Source organism: Lysinibacillus sphaericus OT4b.31 (assembly GCF_000392615.1).
In the GTDB taxonomy this organism is placed as follows: domain Bacteria; phylum Bacillota; class Bacilli; order Bacillales_A; family Planococcaceae; genus Lysinibacillus; species Lysinibacillus sphaericus_B.
Genome location: NZ_KB933398.1, coordinates 3,991,952 through 4,006,991 on the forward strand (window position 1 = coordinate 3,991,952; position 15,040 = coordinate 4,006,991).

The following is a 15,040-nucleotide window of genomic DNA, read 5'->3' on the forward strand; positions in this document are numbered from 1 at the left end:
CAAAAATGAAAAAGAGGTATCTCAAATAATTATGAGATACCTCCAACTTCCTTATAGACCACCTAGATACGCTGCTTTTACTTGTTCACTTTCTTGCAGTTCTTTTGCTGTACCAGCTAATACGATACGGCCAGTTTCTAGTACATATGCTCGATTCGCTACGGATAGCGCCATGTTCGCATTCTGCTCTACAAGAAGCACTGTTGTACCTTCTTTGTTGACTTTTTCGATAATATTGAAGATATTTTTCACCATTAATGGCGCCAGCCCCATTGAAGGTTCATCCATTAATAGTAACTTCGGTTTTGCCATTAATGCTCGGCCCATCGCAAGCATCTGCTGCTCACCACCGGATAATGTCCCTGATTGCTGCTTACGACGCTCCTCAAGACGAGGAAATAACTCGAATACATGATCCATATCCTTTTTAATACCCACTTTATCATTACGAAGATATGCCCCAAGCTCTAGGTTTTCTTCTACTGACATATTGGCAAATACACGGCGACCTTCTGGCACATGTGAAATACCTGATTTTACAATCGTTTGTGCAGCCTTTCCAGCAATAGAGAAGCCTTCATATTCGATGATGCCACCCTTTGGTTTTAGTAGGCCTGACAATGTTTTTAATAATGTACTTTTGCCAGCGCCATTGGCACCGATTAACGTTACAATTTCACCCTCGTTTACTTCTAAAGAGAGGCCCTTTAATGCTTGGATGTTTCCGTAGAATACATCAATATTTTGTACTTTTAGCATTAGCTGATAACCTCCTCACCTAGGTAAGCTTCAATTACCTTTGGATTGTTGCGAATTTCTTCTGGTGTTCCGTCTGCAATTAATTGACCATGATCGAGTACGTAAATCCGTTCGCAAATTCCCATTACTAAGCTCATATCATGCTCGATTAGCAGAATAGTTAAACCAAATTCTTTACGAATAAAAGCAATTAATTCCATTAAGTCGTGTGTTTCTTGTGGATTCATCCCTGCGGCTGGCTCATCCAGTAATAATAACTTCGGATTTGCTGCTAATGCACGCGCAATTTCTAGGCGGCGTTGCATCCCATACGGAAGGTTTTTTGCTAGCTCATCTTGATAAATGTCTAAACCAAAGATTTTTAAGAACTCAAAAGATTGCTGCTCCATTGTTGCTTCACCTTTAAAGTGATTCGGCAAACGAAAAATTGAAGCCCACATGGAGTGTTTAGCAAGTGAATGGTTCGCGACTTTTACATTATCTAAAACAGATAGTTCTTTAAATAGACGGATATTTTGGAACGTACGGCTGATTCCTTTTTGTGTTACTTGGTAAGGTGCAAGACCGTTTATCTTTTTACCGTCAAATGTAATCGTACCTTCAGTTGGCGTATACACCCCAGTTAGCATATTGAAGCTCGTCGTTTTACCAGCACCATTGGGGCCAATAAGACCAACTAATTCACCTTGATGTAGGTACATATTAACGCCCTGTACTGCCTTTAAACCACCAAATTGAATGCCCATATTTTCCACGTTGATAAGAAGGTTGCCAGTCATTATTTTGTACCTCCTTTTTTACCAAACTTGAATAAGTCCGTAATTTCTTTTGTCCCCATTAACCCCTTTGGACGATATAGCATTACGATTATAAGTACCAAACTGTAAATAATCATCCGTGTTTCGGGGAAATTCGCTAGATATGTTGAAACAACCGTCAAGAATATTGCCGCGATTACAGAACCTGAAAGACTTCCTAAACCACCAAGTACCACGTAAATTAAAATATCAAATGATTTTAAGAAACCGAAAGTTGTCGGTTGAATAATGTAGAAATTATGTGCGAAAATGGCCCCGGCAAGACCCGCAAAGAATGAACCAATCGCAAACGCCACAACTTTATAGTATGTTGTGTTAATACCCATTGCATCTGCAGCAATTTCGTCTTCACGAATTGAGATACACGCACGACCATGACGTGAATTTGTGAAGTTTGCGATAACTACAATTGTTAACACCACACCTACGAACGCATAAGTCCAAGTCGATAAATACTTAACCTGCATACCCGCTGCGCCACCAACATAGTCCGTATTTAAAAATACAATACGTATAATTTCCGCGAACCCAAGCGTTGCAATGGCTAAATAGTCCCCTTTTAAACGCAACGTTGGGATACCTACTATTAAACCAGCTACAGCTGCTGCAAGAGCCCCCAAGAAAATGGCTAATGGGAACGGTAGCATTAGCTTCGTTGTAATGATAGCTGAAATATAGGCACCAACTGCTAAGAACCCGGCATGCCCAATCGAGAATTGGCCAGTAATACCAATTACGATGTGCAAGCTGACTGCAAGCATGATGTTAATACACATTGTAATTAACATATTTTTGTAATACATATCAATTGTTCCTGTTGTAATAAGCGCCTGAACAACTGCATAGATGACTAGCGCTAATACAGCATAGCCCCAGAAAATTTTAGACTTTTTCATAATTACCGCTCACCTACACTTTCTCGCGGGCGTTTTTACCAAAGATACCCGATGGTCTGAAGATTAAGATTAAAATTAAGATAACGAATGCCGCAGCATCGCGCCATAAAGAGTACCCAAGTGCACTTACCATGGATTCCACAACACCTAGTAGCATGCCGCCAACCATCGCTCCTGGAATAATACCAATACCCCCAAGAACCGCTGCAATGAATGCCTTAACCCCTGGAATAACACCCATTAAAGGATCAATTTTTGTATAGTACACACCGAAGATAACGCCCGCGGCACCTGCTAACGCTGAACCAATTGCAAATGTCGCCGAAATTGTATTATCTACGTTAATGCCCATTAGGCGGGCTGCATCAGCATCATGTGATACTGCACGCATCGCCTTGCCGATTTTTGTTTTATGTACGATGAATTGTAAAAGAATCATCAGTACGACAGCGACAGATAAAATTAAAATTGAGGTACTGCTAATTTGAACACCAAAGACATCAAATGTTCTATTTTTAAATACTTCAGGATAAGCCGCTGGTTGGGCGCCTCTGAAGAAAATGGTTGTATATTCGATTAATAGCGAAACACCGATTGCTGTTATCAATGCAGCAATGCGTGTTGCATTTCGTAAACGCTTGTAAGCAATACGTTCAATTAACACACCAAAGATTGCGCAAACTGCCATTGCCAATAATAATGCTGGGAAGAAGCCAAGCTCCCATTTAGCAATTGCATAAAAGCCAATAAATGCCCCAATCATGAAAACATCACCGTGGGCAAAGTTAATTAGCTTAATAATACCGTATACCATCGTATACCCTAACGCTATTAACGCGTAGATACTACCTAGTGAAATCCCATTCACAAGTTGCTGTATCCATTCCATGAGCGTTCACTCCTTTATAATTTATTAAGCAATGCAAAAACGGGACGCATTTCTACATAATTTAGTGAATGCAGAAAAACCTGTGCCCCTTCGTAAACAGTTATTTCCGATTCCTTATGCTAGAATCTATGCTTTTTTCTATACGTCTAGTTGTCTATAAAACAGAAAAAGGGAAGACGAGTTTGCCCGCCTCCCCCCTTGCCAAAAGTTAAGGATTTACTTTAGAGTTGAACACTTGTTTACCGTCTTTAAATTCAAGAACTGTTGCTGTTTTAATTGGGTTATGATTTTCGTCAACTGAGAATGTACCTGTTACTAAAGAAAGATCTTTTGTTCCAGCTAATTCATTTTTAATGGCTTCGCCGTCAGTAGAACCTGCGCGTTTGATGGCATCTGCAATGTAATAAATAGTGTCATAGCCAAGTGCATTAAATGCATCTGGTGCTTTGTCGCTGTTTGCTGACTTAAACGCTTTTACGAAATCTTGAATTTTTTTATCTGGATCTTCCGCAGAGTAATGGTTTGTGATGAACGTATTATTAAGCGCATCAGCACCCGCTAACTCTATTAGAGTTGGTGAATCCCAACCATCAGCCCCCATAAGCGGCACGGTAATACCCATTTCACGTGCTTGCTTTACAATCAAACCAACCTCTTCATAGTATCCAGGGATAAATATGAAATCAGGGTTCGTTGCTTTAATATTTGTTAATTGTGTACGGAAGTCCGTATCTTTTGCCACATAAGCTTCCTCTTTTACAACAGTACCGCCATTTTTAGTGATTGTTTCTTTAAATGACTTCGCTAAACCTTTTGCATAGTCAGAAGCATTATCAGCAAAAATAGCTACATTTTTCGCATCAAGTTCACCAGCAGCAAAGTTAGCGGCTACAATCCCTTGGAATGGGTCAATGAAGCATGTACGGAATGCATATTCATTTACGCTACCATCATCATTTACTGTGATATTTGGTGCCGTACCTGATCCTGTAACGATAGGAATTTTGTTATCATTAGCAATTTGCACCGTTGCTACTGTGTTACCAGAAGTTGCTGGCGCTAGCATCGCTACAACTTTATCTTGTGTTGCTAGTTTAATAGCAGCGGCAGTTGCCTCAGAGTTTTCTGATTTGTTATCTACTTTAATAAGTTCGATTTTCTTACCATCGATACCACCAGCTTCGTTAATTTCTTTAACTGCAAGCTCAGCTCCTACACCAATTGAAGAACCGTAAGATGCTACGTTGCCCGAAAGTTCTAAATTGGCACCAATTTTGATCGTATCGCTGTCAGATGAACTGCCTCCTGAACTTGAATCGTCTCCAGCACCGCAACCAGCAAGTACGCCACCAAGAAGTGAAGAAGCGACTAGAAGTGAACCGAACTTTTTAAGCTTTTTGTTCTCTTTCATAATTAATTCCCCCTGAAAATTCTAAAATATTAGATATTTCTGATAATTATAAACAATTAAATGCATTTCCTCAATAGCAAAAATAATTATTTATAACTATCTATTTTTGAAACCAAATATTATTCATTTAAGCCTTTTACATTGTAAAACATTCTTTATATTTAGTCTAGAGTGATTTTTCAGTATAATTAGTTTTTTGAGAATTATCTATTAATTGTTGGGTGAAATTAGTATAAAACAATCATTTAAATTAATTAAATTTCCTAAAGGTTAAATAAAAAATCCATCTTTTTTTTAAAAATTGCTTGTTCTACAATTAGAAAAACCTCTTGAATATAAAATAACTTTCATTTTGGAAATACTAACAGCCAACTCATAATAGAAAATGGACTTATGTATTTTTATTTCCGGGAAAATAAAAATGTGTGCTCAATGTCACGCTTGTATTATTTTGTATGCTTTGTTAAAATATTAAAAATATATTTCGATGATGTGACCAAGTAAGTAAAGGAAGTGTTACAGAGAGTATAGTAATTGCTGAGAGCTATACCACCGATTCTTTACCGAAACCTACCACGGAGAAGTTATGAAAACATAACCGGTTCGTTTCCGTTACAAAACGCTAGAGAGTTTTATTTATTTTATAAAACTAAAAATAGGTGGTACCACGTTTGCTAAAGCATAAAGACGTCCTTAGTTAGAAGGATAGCTTTGTGCTTTTTTATTTTACATTTATCAATAACTAAGGAGGAGCAATTATGACGATTCAGCAAAATGAGTTTACAAAATGGTATATAGAAACAATTCAAAATGCAGATTTAATGGACTATACACCAGTGAGAGGATGTATTGCATTTAAACCTGATGGCTATGAAATTTGGGAGCATATTCAAGCAGAAATGGATTATCATTTTAAAGAAACTGGACATCGAAATGCGTATTTTCCAATGCTAATTCCAGAATCATTTTTTCAAAAAGAAAAGGATCATATAGAAGGTTTTTCACCTGAATTACCTTGGGTTACTGAAGCCGCTGGAGAACAATTAGAAGAGCGCTTAGCATTGCGTCCAACTTCTGAAACAATGATAGGTTATTTGTATTCAAATTGGATTAAAAGTTATCGCGATTTACCACTGTTACTTAATCAATGGGCGAACGTTTTTCGCTGGGAGAAGAAAACCTTACCTTTTATTCGTACTTCAGAATTTTTATGGCAAGAAGGGCATACAGCTCATGCAGAGGAAGAAGAAGCGCGGCATGAAACGTTGCAAATGCTAAATATTTATAAAAAAGTAGTAGAAGATTTACTAGCTATTCCTGTACTTGATGGAACAAAAACAGAATCAGAGCGCTTTGCAGGCGCAATTGATACATTTTCAATTGAAGCGATGATGAAAGATGGAAAAGCTGTACAAGCAGGGACATCCCATTATCTTGGCACAAAATTTGCCGAGGCATTTGATATAAAATATTTAAATAAAAACAACCAACATGAATATGTTCACACTACTTCTTGGGGCACATCTACTCGCTTAATAGGCTCTGTTATTATGGTACACGGGGATGAACGAGGTCTGGTATTACCACCTAAAATTGCTCCAACCCAAGTCGTTTTAATTCCAGTTGGTCCATTTAAAAAGCATCCTGAGATACTAGAGAAGTTAGAGGACATATACAAGGTATTAAAAGCTAAAGGAATTCGTGTAAAATTAGATGATTCCGATTTAACACCAGGGTTCAAATTTAATAAATGGGAACAAAAAGGGGCATCACTTCGCATAGAATTTGGTCCTCGTGATTTTCAAAACCATCAAGTAGTAGTAAAGCTTCGTGATGAAGAAGAAAAAATAACAGTTGAGCTTGATCGATTAAATGATGTCATTGAGGAAGAATTAAATGTGATGCAAAAGCGCCTACTCGAAAAGGCCCGACAATTTCGAGATGCTAATTCACATATAACAATTGATTCACTACAACAGTTACAAGATCATATTACAAATAGTAAAGCCAATAAAAATATTCCTGGGTGGATTTTGGCTGGATGGTGTGGTAAAAATATTTGTGAACAAAAAGTAAAAGATGAAACAAAATTTACATCTCGAAATATTCCATTTAATCCTCCAATAAAAAAGTCGAATTGTATTTATTGCGGAAACGAGGCAAAACACACAGTTTGGTTTGCTCGCGCATACTAAACATCATAGAATTAGCATAATTTCACTAATTTTTATCCCTCCAGCTACAATCTTAGCTAGAGGGATTTTTCATAATAAGAAGTAAGAGTAAATTTGTACGCCGCTATTACATACATTGTCCAACCTCCCTAAAAATATCTTCATATGTCACATAACGCACCAGAACGATTGTGAAACAGATAATTCTTATATTGAACTAGGTGAAGCTTATCCACCTTCCTGTCATTGACACACAACACTAAAAAGCTTGGAGATGGGATCGTAGGCACACTCTAAGCTTTTTTCAATGCAAAAACGCAAAGTCGTTCATTGACATTTGTTTCATTTTCTAGATGGACCTCGTGGAGTAATTCAAAAGGGGTACCCTGGTGTAAAAATTGTAAATAATCATAGGGTGGATAATATAAAATAATATGAATTTCACGCCTATTCCGTTCATACGATTCCCATATATTGTGAATGACTGTACAAAAAATATTGATGGAAAACGGGTTAAAAAAGAAAAACACATTGTCTTTTGGTTTAATAGGGTATGCCTCTGCAATTGAATGAACAAAGGAAATAGAAGCTCGCGGACCCTTTCTTTTGCGGTAGCTTTCCTTATTGTGCTCCGCTTCTGCATAAAAACCTGCATCCATTTCGATACCTACCGTTGGAATATGGAACTTATCGTTAATATAAATAGGGACACGCCCTTTTCCACATCCTATATCGATAAATACTGGATTTTTAGGTAACTCATACTGCTGAAATAGTTGGTCAAGTCCTGTATATGGGGTAGGTTCATAGCGATGGTAATGGGCAAGTTTTGGAAAACCATATTGATCGCCTACCGTATTAATATGCAAATATTTATCAAATTGTTGATCATTCATAACTTTGTAGGACTCCCTCGAAAAATGAATGCTTTATTTTAGCATGTGAAGCGCTAAAAACCATACCCTAAAGTTTCGGATATGGTTTATTTTTTATATGCCTCTTCGATTGAAACGGAAAACAAATGTAAGTGCTAGAAGTAATACAATACATAAAACACCTGACGTAATGGTTGTATTCTTATCAATCCCTGATGGTTGTACCACTTGTTCATTACCTTTGTTGGGACCTATCTTGCCACCTACTTGCCCTTGCTTATGAATGTCTCCATCTTGATTACCCTCCACATTCATTTGCGGGGGTCCTTGGGGCATTTGTGATGGATCAAAGTCTTCTGGTAATTGAGAGTCAAATTTAAACGCAAAATCCTCCGGAAATGGTTCTCCCCCCTGCATATCGTTGCCTGGGTTCGCTTCTATGACTAATTCACCTGAGAGTTGCTTTAAAATAGACGCTGACCGTTGTTTAGCAAATTCAGGTAGGCTATTCTCTCCTTGTACACCCTCTAGAAATTGTGCTGTTGTTGAAAACTTAGTTGGATCCGCTTCTACATACGTTGTCAGCATAGCAGATAATCCATTCGTTATATTCTGGAAATATTCCTCTGTTAAATACTTTTTCGCTAGTTCTTCCAAATAGTTTTCATAGACCTTACGATATTCGTCATTTGAAAGAAGCACGTTTAATAAAGGACGCTCTTCTAACGTCACACCAAACACTGGATCCTTTATGCTAAAATTAATAGCACTATCAGACATTAAGTTGGATGACATATCCATGAGCATATCCATGTTCATAGTACCTTGTGGAAGACCTCCATTTTGTTGTGAACCATCCTGTGGCGTGCCATCATCTTGATTAAGATTATCTTGACCAATATTCCAACCGTCTTGATCATTTATCAGCGGTGGTGTATCGTTAGCTGGAAATTGTTGTTTTTGTTGGATGGTATCCTTGTTAACTATAGAATCAGCTGAATCCATACTCTCCATTTCAAATGTTTCATCATTATCAATTGATTTGTTTAAAATATTTGCACCACCAGCCGTTTTTATATCTCCACCAAGGCCTCCAAATGACATATTATAATCCCATGGAATAATTGAGAATACACCCTTATCCTCATACAAATAGTAATTGTGCTTCAATCTCCCTTGATAGCTATCTAAATTTACAATAGCAGTGTTGACAGCAAAATATCGAAGCATTTCATCGACATCGATATATTTCTCAATATCACCGTCATTATTAATAGCATCTAGCATTTCAACTAATTTTGACTTATCACTATTTCCCTCATTTGTTTTTAAGTTTATTCCCTTATAATCTGAGATATTGTCACTAATATATTGCAAATCACTGCCTACACCGTCTGGCTTGAAGAGGAAACCACTATTTGAACCGTAGTTATTTGCGAGAAAAGTTTCATCCACTGCTTCTACACCTAAATATAAACCACGTTCCTCACCATTAACTGTAATGTACATATACGAATGTGCCGGAGTTGGTAGCCCCATTTTTTCCATTAATTCATATGAAATGTATTCACGCATTAATGTTGAATCACTATAGTTATTGTTTAAATTCATTTTTTTTAAGCCAAATAGGCTCTTTGTATGATCATAGTAGTCAAAGTCAATTTTTAAACTATAACGATCTGAATCGCTATTAACAACTGAACTCAGTGAGATATTGCCTTTTGTACGAATAGCTACGTTTTCAACTCTTTTCCCATTCACAGTGATATTTGCTTGCTTAAATTCCTCTTCCTCAGCATTTTCAAGCATATCTTCCCAATCTTCTTCAGCGATTTCAATGTCTACTGTTGTAACTTTATTCTTATTAAAAACAAGTGTTTCATAGGAAAATTCATTGCTTTTTGTTTTTATTCCTATATTCGGGAGTATTGCTAACATCACGATAAAGAGCGCGAGTAGAATTGCCATACATGAATAAACAACTCGGTTTTTAATCATAATGTGTTACCCCTTTCTCTTTATTTAAACATACTTTACTTACTAAGCTGTAAAGTTGCCATCATAGCTAAGCATTACTGCTGATTTAACACCAGGCACTTTAGTAATTAGTGCCATCATTTGGGCATCGTTTTGTTTAACGCGAACCTCATATGTTGTTTCAATTTCATAATCTTGAATAATCGATTTTGATTTTAATGCATATTTTTTAGATTCCGTTGAAATAATATGTTCTACTTCTTCACAAGCAATGTCTTCTTCAAATTTCACAACTAATAAGTAGGGATTTTCAATAGTAATTTTGTTTACGAACACTAGTAATACTAGACCGATTAAAATAGCACCCACAATAACAAGTGGAATGAAGCCAGCACCGCATAAAATACCTGAAACTATTGCCCAGAAAATATACACTAAATCCATAGGATCTTTAATGGGTGTACGGAAACGCACAATGGATAATGCACCGACCATACCTAGAGATAATAAAACATTCGAGCTTATTCCCATAATGACCAGTGAAGTTGCCATGGTCATAATTAACAGTGAGATATTAAAAGAATGAGAATATATAACCCCATTGAATGTTTTTTTGTATACAGCATAAATAAATAATCCTACAAAGAAAGCTACCACTAATCCAATAATAGAATCCGTTAAAGAGAACGAAGTGGTCTTTTCTAAAAAGCTAGATTTAAATATGTCGCTAAAATTTACTTTGTCCATTGTCACTTGCTCCTTTTTCAGTAATTAGCCAAACATACGGCTAAGTTGATATTTTGAATATGCTTCAGCGCGTGTATCAACGGCTTGCAGCATAAATTTAATAATGTCAGGCAAATATTCATCATACTTCACCTCTAAAATAACGAGGTTTGGTTCAAGTACATCCACCATAGGGAGGTTTTGATTAAACATATCTGTATTGCGCATGCTCGACTGTACTTTACTATCAAATGTCACTCGTACATTGCCATACGGGAATGTATATGCTTCACGCTCATAATCGACAACGGTCATGGGCTTTAATTGGTTATATTTTATTTCATAGAATAAGTCACGGATTAAAACTCGATTATCTGTTTCCATCCATTCAACATCATTTACACGTATTTTTTCAAACTCAGTTCTTGTCACCGAGCATTTCGATTTATATGTTAAATTATTGCGTTTACTTTTACGTTCTAGATTCACTATATCTAACGATTTGCCATAAATACGTACTCGGTATTTATCACGATTTAAAAACCCCTCTTTCTTTTCAATAAGAACTTTGTTCATGAAGTTATCAAAATACGTACTCCTAATAAAATATTTACCATTTAAATCTGCATTGACATCTAACTTCATGACATGTTTTAGTTTGCTTTTTAAAATTGCGTAATCTGTATAAGAAATGGCATGCTTAATTTCTTTACGGCCATTGGGGTTAAAGGAAGTTTGTTCCGACATGCTTAACACTCCTTACATTAATAATTTGTTTTCGATATCATACTGCTCTAATTTTTCTGCAATCCATGTTGAATATTGTTCATCAATACGTGATTCAAGCACGGTTGCAAATATTTCATCCTTCACGTTTTCAAATATTGCTTCTTCAGCAGGCACCTTAGCTGTCACCTTTATCACGTGATAGCCCTCTGCAGATTGCACAATATCGCTAACACCATTCACTTCAAGTACAAATGCCGCTTCTTCAAAAGCCTCATCCATTTGACCTTTGCTTATGTAGCCTAAATTTCCACCATCTTCACTTGTTACAGTATCTATAGAATAGTCTTTAGCAAGTGTTGTGAAATCCTCGCCGGCTTGTACTTTTTTCAGTACCTCTTGAGCTGTGACCTCATCCTCCAATAAAATATGACGCACCTCAACTTGCTCTTCCTGACTATAACTATCCTTGTTGTCTTTGAAATATTGCTCTACCTCTTCATCAGTAATTTCTATACTTGCTGAAATAACCTTTTTTCCCAACTGATATGTGCGGATATTATCTTTTACAGCGGCCTCTGTTAAACCATTTGACTTTAATACTTCTTTAAATGTATCTCCATCACCATAGGATTGAATAAGCTCTTCATACTCACTTTGAATCACTTCATCTGGTACCGTTATATTTTGCTTTGCTGCTTCAAGTTCAATGATTTTATGTGATATTAAAGTTTCGAGTACTTCCGCTCCATATTGAATACGTAGCTCCTGATCTAAATCCTTTTGTGAAATCTTGATTCCATCCACTTTTGCAACATAGTTACTACCGCTTTTACTATCTGAACAGCCTGTTGACAATATGGTTAATGCTACTAGAGCCAACATTAGGAATTTCCTTTTCATGGTTGAGTTTTCCATGCCCTCCTCCTTCACTTATATTGCTATTTCTTATATTTCCCACTATAGGGAGCCAATGTGTCAGCAAGATGTCAAAACGATCTTTTCTTAAATTTGTTTACAATTTTTGATTTTTCTATTTTGGTTTACAATAAAAAAGTTATTTGCAGATTCACTTATCATGAATCCACAAATAACGTTTATCGTACTTTTATCAGTGTTATTTCAAAGGTTGTACCATTATCGCTGCTCTCAATTAAACGCAGGTCACCATCAACAGACTGCGCCATCATTTTACTTAGAGGCAGGCCCAGACCTAAACCTCGTACCGTATATTTTTTATTTTCCCCTCTGTAAAAACGCTCAAAAATGAAGGCCTGATCCTCTTTCGGAATGCCTACACCTGTATCCTGTACTGTTACCTTCACTGCTGAATCTGTTTCCTGCAGCCTAATCATAATGACCCCTTCTTGCATTGCCTGTATCGCATTTGTCAAAAGGTTCGTTAAAATTTGTTGAAAACGCACAATATCTACATGCACGTAAATAGGCTTATCAAGTAATATAGCATCTACTTGTACAGTGTCTTCCTCCTGCATCACTTCCCATTGTGTTACAGCATCCTTCACTAAACGATTAATATCAGACTTCACCAACTTCACAGGAATTGCGTCAACTGCAAAAGTATTAAAGGCAAGTAAATCCCCTACCATAGTTTTCATCTTCGTCGTCTCTATGAGCGCCATTTTAATAAACTCATCTGCATCCTTCCCTGTGATAATGCCATCCTTAACAGCTTGCAGCAAGCCACTAATAGATGTAACAGGTGTTTTTAGCTCATGCGTGACTCCCGCAAGGAGCTCTGTGCGCGTTTTTTCTAATTGTTCAAGTTTTGTTGCCATCTCCTTAAAAGAAGCAACCAGTTCATATACTTCTTCTTCCTTAATATGAATTGGCAAATCAATTTTATAATTACCTTCTTGGACTTGCCTTGCTGCAACTGCGACTTTCTTAATTGGACGAGCCAATCTTCTTGTTAAAAAATATATCGCCAGCCAGCCAAGCAGAGCCATACCCACTATTAAAATAGCTAATTGTCCATACGCTTGATTAACCTTCGTCAGATTATTTTTTTTCTCTAACACAAGTACCCAGCCGACAACACGTTCATTCTGCTCAATTTTCTTGCGCACTACATATTGAACGGTTGCACCTTTCCCTTCACCCGCTGTAAACTTTTTCACACCTTCTTGTCCATCTAGTACGTCCCCTATATTTTTACTACTTCCTGGGGGAATCAATCGATTGCTCGTTATAATGTTTCCCTCTGTGTCTAAGATATACAGTATGGGATCAATATCACTCATGTTGAAACGCTCACGATCACCTATAAAATCCGGATTAGTCGGCCCTCCTGCCCAACCAATTTGTCTACTTGTATCAGTCAACCTATAAACGTATTCATCTGCAAGAAACTCCATCATTTCTAATCGTGTTTCCAATGCTGTATGGCGAATCCAAAAGGCAAAGATAAGTGAAATAATAGCCAAACCAACAAAGAGTGTTAGTAAATAGCGACTTGTCCAATAGTTAAGTAAAGAGATTCGTTTATTTTTTGTGAACACTTAATTGATACCCCAATCCACGCAATGTTTTAATTTCGCCCTCTGATTCATCCCAGTTTACAAGTGCTTTACGTAGTCGTTTTACTGCTAAATCAACAGCTCTATCGCTTCCTTCATATTCCCAGCCCCATACTTGTTCAATAAGCTGATCACGTGTGAATGTTTGATTCGGATGCTCTGCTAAAAATAGAAGCACCGATAAATCCCTCGGTGTTAACACAATTTCTTGCCCATTAAGAACAACCTGATGCGCCTGCATATCAATTTCAAGCTGTCCAAATTGCTTCTTTACAGTAGTTTCATTTTTACTTTCAGATCTCCTTAGTACAGCTTTAATTCGGGCCACTACTTCATCTGCTATAAAAGGTTTTGCAATATAATCGTCTGCCCCTTGATGAAAACCATCTAAACGGTAATTCACATCACTTAACGCTGTTAACATAATCACTGGACAAGCGCTAACCGCTCTAATTTCCTTTAAAATAAGCCAGCCATTTTTCTCCGGTAACATAATGTCTAATAATACTAAATCGGGCTGATACTCCTTATATAATTCCATCGCTTGCCTACCATTAAAACACTGCTCAACATCATAGCCAACCTTCTTCAAATACACCTTTAGTACTTGGCTAATTGCAAACTCATCTTCAATTACTAAAATTTTCGCCATTCATTCTCCACCTTGTTCATAGCTCGTTCTAGTTTTTGTTGATTATAGCATTCAATTATGTCAGGTCCATGTCAAGCGACATAATGGTTAACGCTGAACCCTTTCGCCCTATAAAGAATATCTCAAATTTATAGGCTATCTATTGACAATGACTTCCTATGCCACTTATCATTGATTGCGAATGATAATCATTGATAATTCATTCAAATAGCAGATTTTTTCTATTTTAAAGAAAATGATTAGGGGGGTAATAGCATGATTATTGTTACAAATCGTATTCAAGTAAAACCCGGCTTTGCAGCGAAAATGGCACCTAACTTTACAAAACCAGGTCCTCTTCAAAAGTTCGAAGGTTTTCATAAAGTAGAGGTACTCATTTCAACAGATGATCCTACATATGACGAAATGAGCGTCAATATGTATTGGGAAACAAAGGAACATTTCCAAGCTTGGAGAAATAGTGATGCCTTTGCAGCAGCACACCATCGTCCTGAACCAGGATCTGAAGGTGCAAAGCCTGAAAATAGTCCGCTCATTGGCAGTAAAATTGTTATTGCTGAGCTTGCTTCTTCAATCGAAGCTTCACACTAATCGCTT

14 protein-coding genes and 1 other annotated feature are annotated in these 15,040 nt (G+C 37.0%); of the genes, 2 read left to right on the forward strand and 12 right to left on the reverse strand.

Annotation, left to right across the window (positions count from 1 at the left end; all coding sequences use genetic code 11):
• Positions 1–51: 51 nt before the first annotated feature.
• The 5 genes from H131_RS18510 to H131_RS18530 all read right to left on the reverse strand — a co-directional run bounded on the left by H131_RS18510 (position 52) and on the right by H131_RS18530 (position 4,773).
• The gene (locus H131_RS18510) at positions 52–759 is read right to left on the reverse strand and encodes an ABC transporter ATP-binding protein (protein WP_010860652.1); all 708 of its coding nucleotides are present in this window, start codon (positions 757–759) and stop codon (positions 52–54) included.
• Complete coding sequence (locus H131_RS18515) at positions 759–1,538, reverse strand: ABC transporter ATP-binding protein (RefSeq protein ID WP_010860653.1); 780 nt, start codon at positions 1,536–1,538, stop codon at positions 759–761. Before H131_RS18515 ends, H131_RS18510 begins: the two co-directional genes overlap by 1 nt.
• Entirely contained in the window at positions 1,538–2,473 is a 936-nt protein-coding gene (locus tag H131_RS18520; protein ID WP_010860654.1) for a branched-chain amino acid ABC transporter permease, read from the reverse strand. Before H131_RS18520 ends, H131_RS18515 begins: the two co-directional genes overlap by 1 nt.
• 13 nt (positions 2,474–2,486) lie before the next feature.
• Entirely contained in the window at positions 2,487–3,362 is an 876-nt protein-coding gene (locus tag H131_RS18525; protein WP_010860655.1) for a branched-chain amino acid ABC transporter permease, read from the reverse strand.
• A gap of 208 nt (positions 3,363–3,570) precedes the next feature.
• Positions 3,571–4,773 (reverse strand): ABC transporter substrate-binding protein, encoded by a 1,203-nt coding sequence (locus H131_RS18530; RefSeq protein ID WP_010860656.1) that lies wholly within the window; start codon positions 4,771–4,773, stop codon positions 3,571–3,573.
• Between the two features lie 478 nt (positions 4,774–5,251).
• Positions 5,252–5,471: a binding site (T-box leader), on the forward strand.
• 60 nt (positions 5,472–5,531) lie between these two features.
• Between H131_RS18530 and proS the strand changes: the two genes are divergently transcribed.
• Entirely contained in the window at positions 5,532–6,968 is a 1,437-nt protein-coding gene (gene proS / locus H131_RS18535; RefSeq protein ID WP_010860657.1) for a proline--tRNA ligase, read from the forward strand.
• A 272-nt stretch (positions 6,969–7,240) separates the two neighbouring features.
• On the opposite strand, the gene H131_RS18540 is transcribed toward proS, so the two are convergent.
• From H131_RS18540 to H131_RS18570, 7 genes are all read right to left on the reverse strand, one after another.
• The gene (locus tag H131_RS18540) at positions 7,241–7,843 is read right to left on the reverse strand and encodes a class I SAM-dependent methyltransferase (RefSeq protein WP_010860658.1); all 603 of its coding nucleotides are present in this window, start codon (positions 7,841–7,843) and stop codon (positions 7,241–7,243) included.
• A gap of 93 nt (positions 7,844–7,936) precedes the next feature.
• Entirely contained in the window at positions 7,937–9,820 is a 1,884-nt protein-coding gene (locus H131_RS18545) for a CotH kinase family protein (RefSeq protein ID WP_010860659.1), read from the reverse strand.
• 42 nt (positions 9,821–9,862) lie between these two features.
• Entirely contained in the window at positions 9,863–10,546 is a 684-nt protein-coding gene (locus H131_RS18550) for a DUF4956 domain-containing protein (RefSeq protein ID WP_010860660.1), read from the reverse strand.
• Between the two features lie 24 nt (positions 10,547–10,570).
• The gene (locus H131_RS18555) at positions 10,571–11,272 is read right to left on the reverse strand and encodes a polyphosphate polymerase domain-containing protein (protein WP_010860661.1); all 702 of its coding nucleotides are present in this window, start codon (positions 11,270–11,272) and stop codon (positions 10,571–10,573) included.
• A 12-nt stretch (positions 11,273–11,284) separates the two neighbouring features.
• The gene (locus tag H131_RS18560; RefSeq protein WP_010860662.1) at positions 11,285–12,169 is read right to left on the reverse strand and encodes a peptidyl-prolyl cis-trans isomerase; all 885 of its coding nucleotides are present in this window, start codon (positions 12,167–12,169) and stop codon (positions 11,285–11,287) included.
• A 179-nt stretch (positions 12,170–12,348) separates the two neighbouring features.
• The gene (locus tag H131_RS18565; protein ID WP_010860663.1) at positions 12,349–13,773 is read right to left on the reverse strand and encodes a sensor histidine kinase; all 1,425 of its coding nucleotides are present in this window, start codon (positions 13,771–13,773) and stop codon (positions 12,349–12,351) included.
• Complete coding sequence (locus H131_RS18570) at positions 13,757–14,443, reverse strand: response regulator transcription factor (protein WP_010860664.1); 687 nt, start codon at positions 14,441–14,443, stop codon at positions 13,757–13,759. The genes H131_RS18565 and H131_RS18570 overlap by 17 nt, the downstream gene beginning before the upstream one ends.
• 255 nt (positions 14,444–14,698) lie before the next feature.
• Here H131_RS18570 and H131_RS18575 point away from each other — a divergent pair, with 255 nt between their 5' ends.
• Positions 14,699–15,034, forward strand: coding sequence for a heme oxygenase (locus H131_RS18575; protein WP_010860665.1), 336 nt, complete (start codon positions 14,699–14,701; stop codon positions 15,032–15,034).
• Positions 15,035–15,040: the final 6 nt, after the last annotated feature.

What these genes read in the sequence shown, in the direction of transcription:
- H131_RS18510 (WP_010860652.1), bottom strand. Translation starts at nt 759, where the DNA reads ATGCTAAAAGTACAAAATATTGATGTATTCTACGGAAACATCCAAGCA.
- H131_RS18515 (WP_010860653.1), bottom strand. Translation starts at nt 1,538, where the DNA reads ATGACTGGCAACCTTCTTATCAACGTGGAAAATATGGGCATTCAATTT.
- H131_RS18520 (WP_010860654.1), bottom strand. Translation starts at nt 2,473, where the DNA reads ATGAAAAAGTCTAAAATTTTCTGGGGCTATGCTGTATTAGCGCTAGTC.
- H131_RS18525 (WP_010860655.1), bottom strand. Translation starts at nt 3,362, where the DNA reads ATGGAATGGATACAGCAACTTGTGAATGGGATTTCACTAGGTAGTATC.
- H131_RS18530 (WP_010860656.1), bottom strand. Translation starts at nt 4,773, where the DNA reads ATGAAAGAGAACAAAAAGCTTAAAAAGTTCGGTTCACTTCTAGTCGCT.
- proS (WP_010860657.1), top strand. Translation starts at nt 5,532, where the DNA reads ATGACGATTCAGCAAAATGAGTTTACAAAATGGTATATAGAAACAATT.
- H131_RS18540 (WP_010860658.1), bottom strand. Translation starts at nt 7,843, where the DNA reads ATGAATGATCAACAATTTGATAAATATTTGCATATTAATACGGTAGGC.
- H131_RS18545 (WP_010860659.1), bottom strand. Translation starts at nt 9,820, where the DNA reads ATGATTAAAAACCGAGTTGTTTATTCATGTATGGCAATTCTACTCGCG.
- H131_RS18550 (WP_010860660.1), bottom strand. Translation starts at nt 10,546, where the DNA reads ATGGACAAAGTAAATTTTAGCGACATATTTAAATCTAGCTTTTTAGAA.
- H131_RS18555 (WP_010860661.1), bottom strand. Translation starts at nt 11,272, where the DNA reads ATGTCGGAACAAACTTCCTTTAACCCCAATGGCCGTAAAGAAATTAAG.
- H131_RS18560 (WP_010860662.1), bottom strand. Translation starts at nt 12,169, where the DNA reads ATGGAAAACTCAACCATGAAAAGGAAATTCCTAATGTTGGCTCTAGTA.
- H131_RS18570 (WP_010860664.1), bottom strand. Translation starts at nt 14,443, where the DNA reads ATGGCGAAAATTTTAGTAATTGAAGATGAGTTTGCAATTAGCCAAGTA.
- H131_RS18575 (WP_010860665.1), top strand. Translation starts at nt 14,699, where the DNA reads ATGATTATTGTTACAAATCGTATTCAAGTAAAACCCGGCTTTGCAGCG.